This window comes from Anaerolineales bacterium, assembly GCA_037382465.1.
Taxonomy (GTDB): Bacteria; Chloroflexota; Anaerolineae; order Anaerolineales; family E44-bin32; genus WVZH01.
The window spans coordinates 1-16,771 of sequence record JARRPX010000005.1 but is presented as its reverse complement, the minus strand read 5'-3'; the positions used below and the strand labels follow the sequence as shown (position 1 = coordinate 16,771).

Annotated in this window: 12 protein-coding genes; 8 read left to right on the top strand and 4 right to left on the bottom strand. The window is 54.0% G+C overall.

Translation table 11 applies throughout. The features are described from left to right. Window positions 1–19: 19 nt before the first annotated feature. Together glpK and P8Z34_03025 are read left to right on the top strand one after the other, a co-directional pair. Window positions 20–1,525: a glycerol kinase GlpK gene (gene glpK, locus P8Z34_03030; GenBank protein ID MEJ2549638.1), complete on the top strand. Its 1,506-nt coding sequence runs from the start codon at window positions 20–22 to the stop codon at window positions 1,523–1,525. Window positions 1,526–1,534: 9 nt separating this feature from the next. Next, window positions 1,535–3,244, top strand: a complete 1,710-nt coding sequence (locus P8Z34_03025; protein MEJ2549637.1) for a glycerol-3-phosphate dehydrogenase/oxidase — start codon at window positions 1,535–1,537, stop codon at window positions 3,242–3,244. Between the two features lie 162 nt (window positions 3,245–3,406). Here the strand turns inward: P8Z34_03025 and P8Z34_03020 are convergent, their stop codons facing one another. Both P8Z34_03020 and P8Z34_03015 read right to left on the bottom strand, forming a co-directional pair. Continuing rightward, complete coding sequence (locus tag P8Z34_03020; GenBank protein MEJ2549636.1) at window positions 3,407–3,538, bottom strand: hypothetical protein; 132 nt, start codon at window positions 3,536–3,538, stop codon at window positions 3,407–3,409. A gap of 136 nt (window positions 3,539–3,674) precedes the next feature. Then, on the bottom strand, window positions 3,675–4,559 hold the full coding sequence (locus P8Z34_03015; GenBank protein MEJ2549635.1) for a TIGR03560 family F420-dependent LLM class oxidoreductase: 885 nt from the start codon (window positions 4,557–4,559) through the stop codon (window positions 3,675–3,677). 672 nt (window positions 4,560–5,231) lie between these two features. Between P8Z34_03015 and gnd the strand changes: the two genes are divergently transcribed. The 6 genes from gnd (at window position 5,232) to P8Z34_02985 (ending at window position 14,667) form a co-directional block, all read left to right on the top strand. Continuing rightward, window positions 5,232–6,245 (top strand): decarboxylating 6-phosphogluconate dehydrogenase, encoded by a 1,014-nt coding sequence (gene gnd / locus P8Z34_03010; GenBank protein ID MEJ2549634.1) that lies wholly within the window; start codon window positions 5,232–5,234, stop codon window positions 6,243–6,245. A gap of 137 nt (window positions 6,246–6,382) precedes the next feature. Next, window positions 6,383–7,360: a hypothetical protein gene (locus P8Z34_03005; protein ID MEJ2549633.1), complete on the top strand. Its 978-nt coding sequence runs from the start codon at window positions 6,383–6,385 to the stop codon at window positions 7,358–7,360. Window positions 7,361–7,456: 96 nt separating this feature from the next. Continuing rightward, window positions 7,457–9,814 carry a phosphoketolase family protein gene (locus P8Z34_03000; GenBank protein ID MEJ2549632.1) on the top strand — a complete coding sequence of 786 codons (2,358 nt, stop codon included), beginning with the start codon at window positions 7,457–7,459 and terminating at the stop codon, window positions 9,812–9,814. A 107-nt stretch (window positions 9,815–9,921) separates the two neighbouring features. Then, the gene (locus tag P8Z34_02995) at window positions 9,922–12,330 is read left to right on the top strand and encodes a glucan 1,4-alpha-glucosidase (GenBank protein MEJ2549631.1); all 2,409 of its coding nucleotides are present in this window, start codon (window positions 9,922–9,924) and stop codon (window positions 12,328–12,330) included. A 406-nt stretch (window positions 12,331–12,736) separates the two neighbouring features. Continuing rightward, the gene (locus P8Z34_02990) at window positions 12,737–13,360 is read left to right on the top strand and encodes a hypothetical protein (protein MEJ2549630.1); all 624 of its coding nucleotides are present in this window, start codon (window positions 12,737–12,739) and stop codon (window positions 13,358–13,360) included. A 704-nt stretch (window positions 13,361–14,064) separates the two neighbouring features. Further along, entirely contained in the window at window positions 14,065–14,667 is a 603-nt protein-coding gene (locus P8Z34_02985; protein MEJ2549629.1) for a hypothetical protein, read from the top strand. A gap of 48 nt (window positions 14,668–14,715) precedes the next feature. Here P8Z34_02985 and P8Z34_02980 read toward each other — a convergent pair whose 3' ends face one another. Together P8Z34_02980 and P8Z34_02975 are read right to left on the bottom strand one after the other, a co-directional pair. Next, complete coding sequence (locus P8Z34_02980) at window positions 14,716–16,290, bottom strand: hypothetical protein (protein ID MEJ2549628.1); 1,575 nt, start codon at window positions 16,288–16,290, stop codon at window positions 14,716–14,718. Further along, the coding region (locus P8Z34_02975) for an AAA family ATPase (GenBank protein ID MEJ2549627.1) at window positions 16,253–16,771 on the bottom strand (519 nt) is incomplete at its 5' end. The genes P8Z34_02975 and P8Z34_02980, both read right to left, overlap by 38 nt.

The following is a 16,771-nucleotide window of genomic DNA, read 5'->3' as shown; positions in this document are numbered from 1 at the left end:
GAATTGAAAGGTACTGATTATGACCCATTACGTCGCCGCCATTGATCAAGGCACAACCAGCACCCGCTGTATGATCTTCGACCACAAGGGCGAACCGGTTGGGGTGCACCAAGTAGAACACAAACAAATCTACCCTCAACCCGGCTGGGTGGAACATGACCCTGTAGAAATCTGGCGAAACACGGAAGAAGTTATCGTAGGAGCGCTTCGTAAGGCGGGAGCAAACGCCAAAGACATCGCCGCCGCCGGCATCACCAATCAGCGTGAGACTACCCTGGTCTGGGACAAGGTGACCGGCCAGCCGCTGCATAACGCCATCGTCTGGCAGGATACGCGTACAGATAAACTGATCCACCAGATGGCGGAAGACGGCGGCATGGACCGGTTTAGAAGTCAGGTGGGATTACCGCTGGCCACTTACTTTTCCGGGCCCAAGATCAAATGGATGCTGGACAACGTCGAAGGTGTTCGCCAGGCGGCATCTGAAGGCAGAGCGCTGTTTGGCAATATGGACACCTGGCTGATTTGGAACCTGACCGGCGGAGTCAATGGTGGTAAACACATCACCGACGTCACCAATGCCAGCCGTACCATGCTGATGGATTTGAAAACCCTGGATTGGAACGAAAATATCTGCGAAGCGATGGCCATCCCCAAAGAGATGCTCCCGAAGATATGCTCATCTTCCGAAATCTACGGACACACCCTGGACACGGGACCGTTTCGGGGTGTTGTCAAGATCTCCGGTGATCTGGGCGACCAGCAGGCTGCCACCGTGGGGCAGACCTGCTTTGAGCCGGGGGAAGCGAAAAACACCTACGGCACCGGCTGCTTCATGCTCTTGAATACAGGCGAAGAGATCGTTCAATCCAAGCATGGCTTGTTGACGACCTTGTGCTACCAGTTCGGCGATGAAAAACCATCCTACGCCCTGGAGGGATCGATCGCAATCACGGGGGCTTTGGTACAGTGGCTGCGGGACAACTTGAAAATGATCGATTCTGCCCCCGAGATCGAAAATCTGGCCAAAACGGTGGACGATAACGGCGGGATCTATTTCGTGCCTGCGTTTTCGGGGCTGTTTGCCCCTTACTGGCGCTCCGATGCGCGTGGGGTAATCGTCGGTTTGACACGTTTTGTCAATCGCGGGCACATTGCCCGGGCAGTTCTGGAGGCGACTGCTTTCCAAACCCGTGAGGTTCTCGACGCGATGAACGCCGATTCGGGCGTCGAATTGAAGGCGCTCAAAGTGGATGGCGGCATGGTGCAGAACGATTTGCTCATGCAGTTTCAGGCGGATGTTTTAGGTGTGCCGGTTATACGTCCGGTCGTACCGGAAACGACTGCCCTGGGAGCCGCCTACGCCGCCGGCTATGCGGTCGGATTTTGGAAAAGCAAGCAGGAAATGACAAAAAACTGGCGGGTGGATAAAACATGGCAGCCCGATCTGGACAGCAACACCAGAACCGAGCTGTATGCGCAATGGAAAAAAGCGGTCACGCGCACATTCGACTGGGTAGAGTAAAAAAGAATCATGCGACCACGACATGAGCGGCTGCAAATACTGCGGAACAACCCCGACGTCAGCGTCCTCATCATAGGTGCCGGCATCAACGGTATCGGTACCTTTAGAGATTTGGCCTTGCAAGGTGTCGACGTCGTATTGGTCGATCGGGGAGATTACTGCAGCGGTGCGAGCGCGGCTTCCTCTCACATGGTGCACGGGGGTATCCGCTATCTGGAGAACGGAGAATTCCATCTGGTGCGAGAGGCTGTCCGGGAACGGAATCTGTTACTTGAGAAGATGCCTCACATGGTGAAGCCTCTGCCGACCACTTTCCCGATTTTCAAGTTGTTTTCCGGATTGTTCAATGCACCGCTCAAGTTTTTGGGCTTACTCGATAAGCCGGCCGAGCGCGGGGCGGTGGTAATCAAGATCGGGATGCTGTTGTACGACTACTATACCCGCAAGCAGAAGACCGTGCCCAAACATGTCTTCCGCAACCGGAAGGAATCGCTGGCCCTGTTCCCTGCCCTCGACCCCAAGGTTATCTATACCGGCACCTATTACGATGGCGCCATGCACTCCCCCGAACGGATAGCGATTGAAGTCCTGAAAGATGCCCAATCTGAGAACGAGCGGGCGGTGAGCATCAATTACGTCGGGATGGTTTCATCTCACGAAACGAGTGTCACACTGAGAGATGATGTGAGTGGAGAGATTTTCGAGTTACGTCCAAAAATCCTTATCAATGCGGCAGGTCCGTGGATCGATCTGGTCAACGCCCGCATGGGGCAAAGGACCGCCTTCATCAGCGGGACAAAAGGCTCGCACCTGGTGGTGGATCATCCAAAACTGCGGCAGGCGATCGGCGAGAACGAGTTCTTTTTTGAGAACAAAGACGGACGGATTGTGTTGATCTTTCCGCTGTTAGACAAAGTAATGATCGGAACCTCCGATATTCTGGTCGACGACCCGGACGACGTAGTCATCACGGAAGATGAGGTGCGGTATTTCTTCGATCTGGTCGGGCGCGTTTTCCCGCACATCCACTTGCAGCGCGACCATATTGTCTACACTTTTTCGGGCGTGCGCCCGCTGCAGCACTCTGAGCGGCGCGATACCGGCCAGATCAGCCGCAACCACAAGGTGCAGATATGTGAGCCGGGGGAACTGCTGGATATTCCGGTTTTTTCGCTGGTGGGGGGAAAGTGGACTTCATTCCGAGCGTTTTCCGAGCTTGCTGCCGACATGGCACTGGAACGCCTGGGGGCAGTGCGCAAGATCTCCACGGAGGATTTGGAAATCGGGGGCAGCAAAGGGATCCCGCGCACGGCGGCGGACAAGGAGACCTACCTGGCCGGACTGGCAGAGGCCTACCCGGTAGGGCAAGAATGGTTGGTACGCCTGTTTGAACGCTACGGCACCAAAGTGGAAGCGCTGCTCGAGGCAGAGGGGAAGGATGCCGGGCAACGGCTGGCGACTCTCCCCGACGTCAGCGTGGGGGAACTGCGCTATGTATTGGCTGAGGAGGACGTGCTCCATTTGGACGATCTGATCCTGCGCAGGACGATGCTGGGCGTACTGGGCCGGATCACGCCGGACTGCCTGCGGGAGATCGCCCAGTTATGCGCAGCGGTGCTGGGCTGGTCTGCGCAGGAAACCGAGGGGGAAATGCGCCGATTTACCGAGATATTGCATCACAATCACAAGATGGACTTCAATACTTACATCGGCGGGTAGACGAGCACGGCAAGGATCTGTTGCCAAGTCCATTTGATCGTTTTATAAAGCATATTATTGCCGGTTGTGAAATTCAGCAGCCTATCGTTGCCTTTTGTGTAAACATTACATAATCTTGCAAAAAACAACTTAAACGAGGCCTTAAAATGGCCGTTGGCTGTGTTATGGATGCGAACGGAGTATTTCCCCTTGCACGACCTTTCGGACACCGGGCGCGGTCACCCGCTCGAGCCGCATGAAGGCATGGTAGGCACAGGTCGTCGTCTGCGGCTCGGCCAGCGGATCGGATTTCACGGAGGCCGTCTCACGATATCCGCCATATGAATAGGTGCAGGATGCTGAAAACCCAACATAATAGAGGGGAACTTGATGCTCGATCCATCCGGACGAGGTTTTTCCACCCTGCACGTTTCTTCAGTATTTATACTATTTAGAGATCTGCCGCCGCCGGGATAATCTCTCTTGCAAAGGTTGCGAGCGGTGTGATTTCGTAAACATCCGGCATATTGAATATCGCGTGCGTGAAGCCCATCCCGGAGAGTTCCTCGATACGACTTACAACGCTGTCTGCAGTATCGTCCCCGGAAAGATGCACCGTGCAGAGGCATGTCTTCTCGATTGTGTTGTAATCACGTCCCAGAGTTTCACAATGTTCTTTAAGTATGTCGAGTGCTTTTTGCATGTTTTCCGTGCCCACCCAATCCCCGATATTGCAGGCGTCTGCATATTGCGCGACCATTCGCAGCGTCTTCTTCGGCCCCGTGCCGCCCACCATGATGCGCGGATGCGGTTTTGAGAGCGGGCGGGGATTGTTGGTTATCGCCGGCGCAGAAAAATGCTTGCCCTCAAAGGATGTCTGATCGCTATCCCAGAGCGCCTTTGCCAATCTTAAAGTATCCTCCAGTTGCTCGAAGCGCTCTGAGGTAGAAGGGTAGGGGATGCCGAAGCCTTTTGCTTCATCTTCGTACCATGCCGCGCCGATGCCGAGATAAGCACGGCCGCCGGAGAGTATGTCGAGCGTGTTGACCATCTTCATCAGAACGGAGGGATGGCGGTAGATAACGCCCGTTACCAACACACCGAGATAGGCTTTCTCGGTTAGGCCAGCAAAAAATCCGAGCGTGGTATAGCTTTCCAGCATCGGATCGGTGTAGGCTTCTCCGAACAATCCCTTGATTTGATAGTAATGATCCATCACCCAGAGGCTGTAACAACCTGATTCTTCCGCCGTTGTGACGATTTCTTTCAGTTTGGGCCGGATAGCGGCCGTACCGCCAGGATACTTGAAAGACGGAATTTGTAATCCGATGTGCATAGTATTTCTCCTTTATCAATCCCATGCTGGCCGAAAATGTACATCCGTGACAGGAAATAAGCAAGAATAAATTCGCGGAAAAACGATATCCGAAAATTGCGCTATATCCTCACCTATATCCATTGCGCTTGTCTCCGTATCTTCTCATATCAGACATTTTTTGTAATCCAATTATTTCAGGTTTCTTCGGCTTATCGCCAGCCGATCAATCAGCCACTCCACAAGATGATACGGTGTAAAAGTGCAGTGTCGATAGCTTCAATAGCGTCATTTCGGTGTCCGTCCCCGGCGCTCGACTGGGGCGGCAGGCGACTTCCGAGCTAAGACCCCGTTTCGCAGTATCGATCGATGCACAACCACCCACGACCGAATCTCTACAGACTCTCAGCAGCGCGTCCTGTCCTTTTGGTATGATTTAATTACGCCCGAAACTCGTCGCGGATAACTTATCTTCCTGGCAGGCAACTGCTCGTGGCAACTTGCGAGCATCGGCGAAGCACTTCGATGAAATTGTCGGCCGGGACACACCTGCCGCCGTCTCATCATACACGAATCGGGCGAGAACCTCGCAGTATAAAAGCATTATGATCTGGGCGATCCTGCCGCAGCACAAACCCCGGCGCAGGAGTCAGCAAACCGGGCAAAATCGATAACGAAAAGGAGCTTGTCATCATGCAAATCGGAATGATTGGATTAGGACGAATGGGGGCGAACATGACAATCCGCCTGATGCGCGCCGGGCACGACTGCGTGGTCTATGACCAAAACGCCCAGGCTGCGGTCGATTTGGTCAAGCAGGGTGCGGTCAGTGCCGCATCATTGGGCGAGTTGGTGGACAAACTGGAAGCGCCGCGGGCCATCTGGTTCATGCTGCCCGCCGCCGTCGTGGATAAGGTGTTGGAAGACCTGAAACCTCTGCTGAAGGCCGGTGACATTGTGGTTGAGGGAGGCAATTCCTATTATCACGATGACATTCGCCGAGCCGCAAATTTGGAACCGACCGGTATCCACTACGTTGACGTCGGTGTCAGCGGCGGTGTTTGGGGTCTGGAGCGCGGCTATTCTCTGATGATCGGCGGGGAGGCGGCGGCCGTTCAACATCTCGATCCCATTTTCATGGCCTTGGCGCCCGGCGTGGATGCGGCAGTGCGCACACCGGGGAGGAAAAGTGACGTTGCACCGGCCGAACAAGGTTATTTCCACTGCGGCCCGCACGGAGCTGGCCATTTCGTAAAAATGGTTCACAACGGCATCGAATACGGCATGATGGCCGCTCTTGCCGAAGGGCTGAACATTCTCAACAAAGCCAATGCCGGACAGCAGTCACACGATGTCGACGCCGAAACAGCCCCGCTGCGCCACCCGGAATACTACCAATACGACCTTGACCTGAAAAATGTGGCCGAAGTGTGGCGGCGAGGCAGCGTTATTGGCTCCTGGCTGCTCGACCTGACGGCCGCCGCCCTTTTGGATGATCCCCAGTTAAACCAATTTAAAGGACGGGTTTCCGACTCCGGTGAAGGGCGCTGGACGGTTTTAGCCTCCATAGATGAAGCTGTATCCGCTCCGGTAATCAGCGCAGCCTTGTATGCCCGCTTTAGCTCACGCGGGCAGGATGAATTTGCCAACAAAATTATGTCGGCCATGCGCTATGAGTTTGGCGGTCATCGTGAGAAGAAGGGCTAGGATTCCGCGGCGCAAATACACCCACCTATGATGGACGCCGCATGACTCTCGAGCCTTTTGGCACAGGCGGCAATCGCAGCGCCGGGTCGATTTGAACCGACGTGAACCAGCTTTTCGCACGAAATTGGTCTTATACAATGAGGCAAAAGAGTGCTGCACACATATTAACCATTAACAGCGGCTCGACCAGCATCAAGGTGGCGCTGTACCAAATGGGGCAGGATGAAATGCGCCTCTTCTCCGGCAGCCTGGAGAAGATCGGGGAAGGCGACGGCCGTTTCCAGATTCACAATTCCAACGGAGAGCGCTTATTCAGCCGGCGGTTACCACTGCCCGATCACCAAGCCCATCGCTCTTTGCCCCGAAAGGCATACCTGTTTGCCCTGCCGCACACCTACGAACGAGAAGGTGTGCGGCGTTATGGTTTTCACGGCCTGTCCTGCGAATACATCTTGCAGGAGTTGGAAAAGGAAGCCGGCAGTCAGGCGTCCAAAGGACGCCTGGTCATCGCTCATTTGGGCGGAGGGGCCAGCATGACGGCCGTACTTAACGGTCAAAGTGTGGACACCACCATGGGACTGACGCCGCTTGGCGGCTTGATCATGGGGACGCGCTGCGGAGATCTGGATCCCGGCGTCCTGCTTTATTTGATGCGCCTCCGCGAGCAGTCCGTCGACGCGCTTGACCTCCTTTTAAACCGGCAGTCGGGCCTTTTAGGTGTATCGGGAATCAGCGCCGACATGAAAGAACTGCTGGGTCAAGAAGGACAAGAGCCACGCGCTGCCGATGCGGTTTCCCTGTTCTGCTACCAGGCGAAAAAATTTCTGGCCGCGTTGTCCGCCGCCCTGGGCGGCCTGGATACGCTCATCTTTACCGGTGGCATTGGCGAGAACGCGGCGGCCGTTCGCCAGCGCATCTGTCACGATATGGCGTTTATGGGTATCCAGCTAGACCCGCTTCGCAATCAGTCAAACGAGCCGGTCATATCACCGGCAGACAGTCCGGTGACCGTTCGGATCATGAAAACAGATGAGGACCTGATGATTGCCCGGCACACCTTTAATCTGCTCGTCCAACGCGAAAGCGGCTTGGGCGCAGGCGTACCACCCGATTAACATGCGCAGCGGCTGAGGACCGGAGATCCGACCTGTCTCTAATCTCTAGCCTTCAGTGCGCGAACTAATTTTCGAATGACGCTTCAGGAGGGCAACGTGTCCGATTTAACCCAAGATCGTCTGAGTAAAATAGATGCATACTGGCGTGCCGCCAACTACCTGGCGCTCGGCCAAATTTACCTGCGGGACAACCCACTGCTGCGTGAACCGCTCAGTGCAGATCATATCAAACCACGATTACTCGGCCACTGGGGAACCAGCCCCGGACTCAGCTTGATTTACGTGCATCTCAACCGGCTCATCCGGGACACCTCTGCCAACGTCATTTACATTATCGGTCCGGGCCACGGCGCCCCGGCCATCCTGGCGCATACTTACATGGAGGGAACGTACACCGAAGTTTACCCGAAGGTCACGCAGGACGAGCCGGGCATGCTGCGCCTGTTCCGTCAATTTTCTACGCCGGGAGGCGTTCCCAGCCACGTAAGCCCGGAAACGCCGGGCTCCATCCACGAGGGCGGCGAATTGGGCTACTCCCTGACCCACGCTTTTGGCGCGGTCTTCGACAATCCGGACCTTATCGCGGCCTGCGTGGTAGGCGACGGTGAAGCGGAAACCGGACCACTGGCCGGCAGTTGGAAGTCCATCACCTTCCTGAATCCGGTACGAGACGGCGCGGTGCTCCCCATCCTGCACCTCAACGGCTACAAAATCTCCGGTCCGACGGTGATGGGACGCATGGAAGATGACGAATTGGAATCGATGTTTGTCGGGTACGGCTACAAAGTCTACTTCGTGGCCGGCGACGATCCGCTGAAGGTTCATCCGGCAATGGCCGTCGCGCTGGATCAGTGTCACGCGGACATATGCGGCATACAAGAGGAAGCGCGCACGCATGGATTTTCTGGCCAACCAAAGTGGCCCTTGATCATTATGCGGACGCCCAAGGGATGGACATGCCCGAAGGAATTGGATGGTGTGCCCCTGGAAGGGACTTTCCGCGCCCACCAGGTTCCCATCCCCGATCCCGCCACCAATCCCGAACATCTAGAATTGCTGGAAACGTGGCTTCGTTCGTATCGCCCGTCGGAGTTGTTTGACGACGAAGGCCGCCTCATTCCTGAGTTGGCCGATCTGCCGCCCAAGGGCAATCAACGCATGAGCGCCAATCCCCACGCCAACGGCGGCCGTCTGCTGATCGATTTGAATCTGCCGGATTTCACGAGCTACGGGGTAGATGTCCCCACACCCGGCACGGTCATCGCCGAAGCCACGCGGGTGTTGGGCCGCTATCTGCGCGATGTTTTTCTGAAGAATGAAGAGGATCAGGATTTCCGCCTCTTCTGCCCCGACGAGACGAATTCCAACCGCCTGAATGCGGTCTTCGAGGCAACAAACCGCTGTTTCACCGGTAAAACGATTCCCATCGACGATCACATTTCGCCCGACGGTCGGGTGATGGAAGTGCTCAGCGAACATCTCTGCCAGGGATGGCTCGAGGGCTACCTGCTTACCGGCCGTCATGGCTTATTCCCCTGCTACGAAGCGTTCACGACGATCGTGGATTCGATGTTCAACCAGCACGCCAAATGGCTCAAAACGACCCGGGAATTGGACTGGCGGCATCCCATCGCCTCGCTGAATTACTTGTTGACCTCGCACACCTGGCGGCAGGATCACAATGGGTACAGCCATCAGGGACCGGGATTCCTCGATACCGTGATCAACAAGAAGGGCGCGGTCGTGCGCATCTATCTACCTCCAGATGCCAACAGCCTGCTTTCCGTAATGGACCATTGTCTCCGCAGCCGCAATTACGTCAACGTGATCGTGGCCGGCAAGCAGCCCGATCTGCAATGGTTGGATATGGAGACGGCCAGGCATCACTGCGCACAGGGGGCCGGCATTTGGGCGTGGGCCGGGAACGAGGAGGGCCAGGGGCCGGACGTCATATTGGCGTGTGCCGGCGACGTGCCTACGTTGGAGACGGTGGCGGCGGCCTGGCTGCTGCGAAAACACGCCCCGGAATTGAAGGTGCGCCTGGTCAACATTGTGGACGTGATGAGTCTTTCGCCGCCCGCCTACCATCCGCACGGCATGGGTCCTGAAGCGTTTTTGGATCTGTTTACCGAGGACGAGCCGGTGATCTTTGCCTATCACGGTTACCCGCGCATGATCCACGATTTGGTACACGGCCGTCCCCAGCCAGCTCGTTTCCACGTGCGCGGCTACATGGAAGAGGGGACTACCACGACCCCCTTCGACATGGTGGTGCGCAACCAGCTCAGCCGCTTTCACCTGGCGATCGAAGCGCTGCGGCGGACGACGCGGCTGGAGGACAAAGCGAACCAGGTGATCGCCGGCTTCGAGGAAAAGTTGACCCAGCATAAATACTACATCCGCGAAAACCTGGAAGATATGCCGGAGATACGCAACTGGAAATGGCAGGCGTAACGGGATAGGACATCGAAAACGAATTGGCGCCGGGGGTATCAGGCATCCCTGGACTTTTTCAGGTCGACTCCACCAGGCCGAATCATAAACGAGGGAAGATATTATTGATGACGGAATCGAACGAAAACAAAGCACCCGGCCGTCCGGGCATTCCTCCGCGCTGGACTTCCAGCGCCAAAAGCGGCGTCGGCACCTCTTTCAATCCACCCAGCCGCGTATGGTTTACCCTCAGCCACGGCATCTTCAACGAAATATATTACCCGCGCCTGGATTACGCCTGTGTGCGCGACATGGGGTTGATCGTTACCGACGGCGACGCCTTTTTCTCTGAAGAAAAGCGCCACTGCAGCCACGAGATTGCCTTCCTTGCTCCGGCCGTGCCCGCATACAAACTCACCAATACCTGCCTGGACGGCCGCTACACCATCACCAAAGAGATCCTGGCCGACCCGAAGCGCAATGTAGTCTTGCAGCATACCCAGTTCATCCCCACCGTGGGCGATCTCGCAGACTACCACCTCCACGCATTATTGGCTCCGCACCTGGGCAACCGAGGCGCGGAAAACACTGCCTGGGTCGGCGACTACAAAGGCGTCCCCATGTTATTTGCCCGACGGGATGACCTGGCGCTTGCGCTGGCGGTTGACGTTCCCTGGCTCCAGCGTTCGGCCGGTTTTGTCGGCGTATCGGATGGCTGGCAGGATTTGAGTAAACACAAGATCATGACCTGGGCTTATGATCTGGCGGAAAATGGCAATGTGGCGCTTACCGGCGAAATCGATCTGGCAGCGGGAAACGGCTGGTTCGATTTGGCGCTGGGCTTTGGCCTCAGCGTCGAAGAAGCAGGACACCGTGCCCGCGCTGCACTGCTGGATGGCTTTAGCGCTTCACGACAGATGGCGGTTGCCGAGTGGCAGACGTGGCAGGACAGCCTGCCCGCAGTTGGCGAAACTGCCGCTGGTAAAGACGGTCTCTATCGCATCAGTACGGCGGTGATGCGCACCCACGCCAGCAAACGCTTTCCCGGCGGATTCATCGCCAGCCTCTCCATCCCCTGGGGTTTTGCCAAAGGCGACGACGATTTGGGCGGCTACCACCTGGTCTGGCCCCGCGACCTGGTCGAAACGGCCGGGGGATTGTTGGCCGCCGGGGCACTGGACGACGCCCGCCGCGTCCTCGAATATTTACAGATCACCCAGGAAGCCGACAATCACTGGCCGCAAAATATGTGGCTGGACGGATCGCCTTACTGGAGCGGGCTGCAAATGGATGAAACCGCTTTCCCCATCCTCCTTGTCGATTTGGCCTTTCGTCAGGGGGCGTTGACAAGCGCCGACCGAGAGCGTTACTGGCCCATGGTACGCCGCGCCGCTCAATTTGTGCTGCAAAATGGCCCGGTTAGCCAGCAAGACCGCTGGGAAGAGGACCCCGGCTACTCCCCCTTCACCCTGGCCGTGGAGATCGCCGGGCTGCTGACCGCTGCCGAAATGGCGGAAGCGATGGGGGAAGACGATGCTGCCGTTTACATGCGCCAAACAGCAGACACCTGGAACGCCAACATCGAACGCTGGACGTACGTTACCGGGACCGATCTGGCCGGCAAAGTCGGGGTGGATGGATATTACGTGCGCATCGCACCGCCAGAAACGGCCGACGCCGCCTCGCCCAAGGATGGATTTGTGCCCATCAAGAATCAGCCGCCGGGACAAAGCCTGGAGCCGGCCAAACACATCATCAGCCCAGACGCGCTGGCCCTGGTACGTTTTGGGCTGCGGTCCGCCAAAGATCCGCGCATCGTCGACACGATCAAAGTGATTGATGCACTCCTTAAAACAGAAACGCCAAACGGCACCGCCTGGCACCGTTACAACGATGACGGATACGGTGAACACGAAAATGGCGCTCCTTTTGATGGAACTGGGATCGGTCGCGCCTGGCCCTTGCTGACCGGCGAGCGTGGCCATTATGAATTGGCGGCCGGAAACAGGCGGCGAGCCCGGAAAATGCTGGCCGCCATGACGGCTTTCGCCAACGAGGGGGGTCTTTTACCGGAACAGGTTTGGGATGCCGCCGACATTCCGGAAAAGGAGTTGTACTTTGGTTGTCCAGCCGGTTCGGCCATGCCGCTGGTTTGGGCGCACGCCGAATATGTGAAGTTGTGCCGTTCGATTGCCGATGGTGCGGTGTTTGATAGGCCGCCGCAAACGGTCAAGCGGTACGCTGCGGGAAAAACCGGATCGCCATACGCGATTTGGCGCTTCAATCACAAGTGCCGCACCATTCCCCTCGGGCAAATACTGCGGCTGGAGTTGTCGGATCCGGCCGTTATCGTGTGGAGCGACGACCATCGGCAAACCACCCATGAAATCCACACCGGCGACACAGGCCTGGGCATGCACGTTGCTGATCTGCCCACTACGGAATACAAAGCCGGATCCGAAATATGGTTTTCTTTCCAGGCGCTGGCCGACGATCTGCGGCGGGACGAAGAATTTGTCGTGAAGATAGAAGGATGATGTTACTTTCAAGCACTTTTCTGGCTGAAGATGTGTATCCCGTTCTACATGCCCAATAACACAATGTAAGGGGTAAAAACTTATGCTGGCCGAAAATGCTGCAGGATGGAATAACTAGATCTGTTCTAATTCCCGCGTAACCACACTCATTATTATTTCCTGCATATTGCCCAAGAGAATCCTCGCTAGGGCTACAAGCCGATCCATGGCGAGTTCGTCATGCTGGGTTTCGATATCGGACCAACACCCGTGCGGAACACGCTAGGTTTTACAAGGAATTCAAATTATCGCTCATCAGGATGGAAGAGATTCCTTCCCGGAAAACGGTACTATAATCATGACTGGGCACTCATGGAGCTAGAAAGTGTATTAGTTCATAGAAATTAGAACGTGAAGGAGTCCAGCAATGAAGTTCAAATGGGCGTTTTGGGATATTCTCCTCGTACTGGGTGTACTACTCACCGGCGGCTGCGCCCAGTCCTCAATTACACCAGTCTCCCTACCAGCCGTGGAAATAACGCCAACTGAAACCTCGCTGGGTGGGGAGTCTCTGGCACAAGCCTCCCCAGAACCCTCGGGTGCGGATATCCAAGGGAGTATTGATTTCATTTTCATATATGCCATTTATCATCCAGATGATGCGGACTATTCAGCAACTATCAACGTTCCCTTTCATGTCAACAGGCAGGATCCTCCTTACACGGATATCGTTGGTGGCACGGGTTCTGTCCTCGTATCCGACGTAGAAGAGGTGGAGGACTGCCCCATCGACATTGATGAGACATTCAATGTAAGAGACTTGAGAGGCAGTCTACTCACGGATGATCAAGGGAACTTCCTGCTTGACTTCACCTATCAAACCAATAATCTTGGGGAATATTACGTGTCTTGTGACGATATCACCCTGCCGCTCGGGGGCAGCGAATGGAGCGAGAATGAAGTGACCCTTCCAGCCATTGATGGGTATGAATACATTCCCAGTCCGGATGCTCCCGTCATGTTTATCCTTCACTTGAACACTCAGCCGTAAGGAAAACTCGTTAACTGTCCCCCGATCCGATTCATCCTCAGCGCCTGTTCATCGACATTTTTATAAAGGCCCTCGGCCTAGCCAGCGGTCATATTGTGTCCTTCCTCTTAATTACGGTTGTGCTAGCCGAAAATTAGCATCCGTTTTATATATGCGGATATCCATCCTTCCTATATTATTACCTGTAGTGGGGAAAATCTTGGTGGAGAAATACTCTTTCCGTCACAACCTGTAGGGATGAAAAACTATATCCGTACGAATTTCCGTTGCAACCTCACCTCAATTTGGTATCCTCTTCGTCTTGTTTATTCAATACCGACTGATTTCAAGCGAGGTCACTTTGATCTACTGGCTACTCTGGTGCTTCATAACAATATTGCTCGACATCCTTGCCACATTGAAAGTAGCCCAAAACGAGAAAGATCTTGAAATCGTCATGTTACGGCAGCAAGTCCGCATTCTTCAACGCAAGGCTCCATCATCACCCCGGATTTCAAAACCTGAGAAGCTCATCCTTCCTGCTCTCTCCTTCCAGATGAAACAGACTGCAGCCGGGTTCCGCAACTGCCTTCACCGCTGCTTCTTCCTGTTCGTGCCGGAGACTCTTCGACCGCGAGTTGGTCAAACGCAAGTGGACCTTCCAACACTGAAAACGAGGCGGTCGCCCCCGGATTGACCCTGAACTTGAAGCCCTCATCCTACGCATGGCGCAAGAAAACCCTCGCTGGGGTAACAAACGAATCCACGGTGAACTCGTCAAGCTGGGTTTTGATCTCGACAAAAAGACGGTATGGAATATGCTCAAGCGCAATGGTATCCCACCGTCAACACGACGCAGCCGCAGCTCCTGGTGCACCTTCTTGAAGCACTACAAAGAACAGATATTGGCCTGCGACTTTTTCACCGTGGAGACGATCACTCTGAAGAGGCTTTACGTGCTCTTCTTCATTGAAATAGGTTCGCGGAGAGTGCATTTCGCTGGAATCACAACGAATCCCAATGGATTCTGGACGACCCAGCAAGCACGTCAACTTGTCTGGAAGCTGGGTGAAATGAAACGGACCTTTCGATTTCTTATCCACGACCGGGACACGAAGTTCACACGGTCGTTCGACAACGTGTTTCGTTCCGTTGGAATAGAGATAGTCCGCACTCCATTTCGTACACCACAGGCCAACGGCTATGCCGAACGCTGGGTCCGGTCGGTACGACAGGAATCTATTGATAGATTAAACAAGGAAGGAACTATCGTTAGACGAGAAGTACTCGGTGGAATAATCCATGATTACTATCGGTGTGCTGCATGATATCCACGGATGAGGTTTTTCCACCCTACAGGATATAGTTTTTCCTCTTTATGCGCTCATTATTGTGCGCTGAAGTGCTCTTGCACTAAGTCTCCAAGCAATATAGGCGTACAACACAGAGATGAAAAACGCCCAAACTGCTTGAATGAAATAAGATGCCCGTAATTCAGACAATATCCAAACAGTCCCGAAGAGGGAAAAGACAGCTCCTGCTCCCACGACCAAGAAAACTACACCTGGATCAGGAATATTGTGATAAAGAATACTTTCGGCATTCGACCTGCGTAATAAATCCCATATTGCGCAGAAAACCACTGCGATTATCATCGCTGGTAAAGCAGCGGCATAAACTTGCGAGGCAAATCCATTTGCTAAAACAGCACCACAAAGGAAAAACAACACGATTAAGATCTCCACTGACAGCGTGAGGAGAACGTTGCCAAGAAGGTAATAAGAAGCCCGAAAAGGAAGCAGACGGGTAATCCACCAATAGGCAAGTTCATCACGCAGACTCGCGGCTCCTTTCTCTCCGAGTAAAGCGATCAGGAACAAAATTGCCCAAACGTTAATGTTCGAGTGGGGGTAAAAGAAGACGACTGAAGAAACGATCGCAATAGCAAGCCACGAATACAATTGGCCAAGTTGCATTCCTCTAATATTTTGTATAACCGATTTCCATACCAACACCAGCCAACCCATGGGCGTTATTGATAGCGCCACACGATTGTAGCGCGCAGGTTGTAATTGCTGAATGTGTATCAGTTTCGAATAAGTGGAATTTCCTAGCCGCTCGATCGTTTTCCGGATTTGCAGAGTCGCTGTTTCTTGTGCAGCCACACTCATGTTCAATAATGGGACTACACCTGTGAAGAACATCAAACCGCACATAGCAACAATCATTGCGAATCCAATCTGCTTGATCCATTCAACTCCTGTTATGGCCTTAAGAAGAAGATTGACTACAGGACCAAGTGGAAAGGCATTAGTTGCATTACCGTCAAAGAGATTATCCGATTGAACTAAAAGTTGTATACAGAAACCCATTACCAGGATGAGAGAAAGTAATAACAAGAATCTCTTCCCATTCCTCATACTTAAGCGAATGATTCCTATACCCCAGATAAAACTGAGCGCGCCAAAGTGTAAAAGGAATACTACCGGCAGTAACCTGGCAACAATGACAACATACGGCCAAAAAGGGACACTCGCCCACGCTGTGCCAACGCCCATATCAACCAAGGTGAAAGAAAGAACAATGGAGACTATTGCCACAACAAAGAGCTCAATTGGCCATTCTGTTAATAGCCATATCAATCCCACAGCTCTTCGTTTTACAGGAGTCTGACAAATTAATTGAGCATCCTGCGATGAGAAAACGATTGGGCTACTCTGTGACACCTTGAAGAGTTGTTGTAGCGTCCACAAAATCAAGAAGCTTCCAATAAGGACCGCAGAGGAAACCCTTGGTTCAAAATGAAATACTGTATAGAGCACTTCCACCTGATTGGCCAGGAGAGCCAATACCGCTAATCCCCATATACACAGGAAGATAAAAGCGTAGATCAGGTAGAGGATATCAAGGGCGTTATGCTTTGATGGGTCGATACCGATAATCGATATCACCCACCTCCACCGAGCTTTTAGTTGTGAGAGACGTGCTGTCCATATTGCTTTCTGCATTGAACTGAAGCCTCCCCTCAACCATATGCCAGATCTCATTCGACAAACGTTCTGCCAATGAGATGTCGTGTGTTGTCATAAGAATCGATGCTCCACCACATCGACAAACATCAAGGATTTTCTCGAGGATTTTTACGCCAACGGGGTCGAGAGAAGAAGTTGGTTCGTCAAGGAAAAAAACATTAAACGGACGTATCAAAATCAACGAGAGTGCTGCTTTCAACTGCATCCCACGGGAAAGGGCATGCGGCAACAGGTTTCGCGCGTTGAATATCCCTAATGTCCGCAATATCGATGCTGCTCGATTTTCAATATCCTGCGTGTCACAAAAGGCATGGGATATGAAGTGTAAATGTTCCCAGATAGTCAGTTCTGGATAGAAGACTGGTGCATCCGGCAAGAAAGCAAGTCTGTGTTTTACTTC

Coding starts and splice junctions, on each gene's coding strand:
- glpK (MEJ2549638.1), top strand. CDS start 20: ATGACCCATTACGTCGCCGCCATTGATCAAGGCACAACCAGCACCCGC.
- P8Z34_03025 (MEJ2549637.1), top strand. CDS start 1,535: ATGCGACCACGACATGAGCGGCTGCAAATACTGCGGAACAACCCCGAC.
- P8Z34_03015 (MEJ2549635.1), bottom strand. CDS start 4,559: ATGCACATCGGATTACAAATTCCGTCTTTCAAGTATCCTGGCGGTACG.
- gnd (MEJ2549634.1), top strand. CDS start 5,232: ATGCAAATCGGAATGATTGGATTAGGACGAATGGGGGCGAACATGACA.
- P8Z34_03005 (MEJ2549633.1), top strand. CDS start 6,383: ATGAGGCAAAAGAGTGCTGCACACATATTAACCATTAACAGCGGCTCG.
- P8Z34_02995 (MEJ2549631.1), top strand. CDS start 9,922: ATGACGGAATCGAACGAAAACAAAGCACCCGGCCGTCCGGGCATTCCT.
- P8Z34_02990 (MEJ2549630.1), top strand. CDS start 12,737: ATGAAGTTCAAATGGGCGTTTTGGGATATTCTCCTCGTACTGGGTGTA.
- P8Z34_02985 (MEJ2549629.1), top strand. CDS start 14,065: ATGGCGCAAGAAAACCCTCGCTGGGGTAACAAACGAATCCACGGTGAA.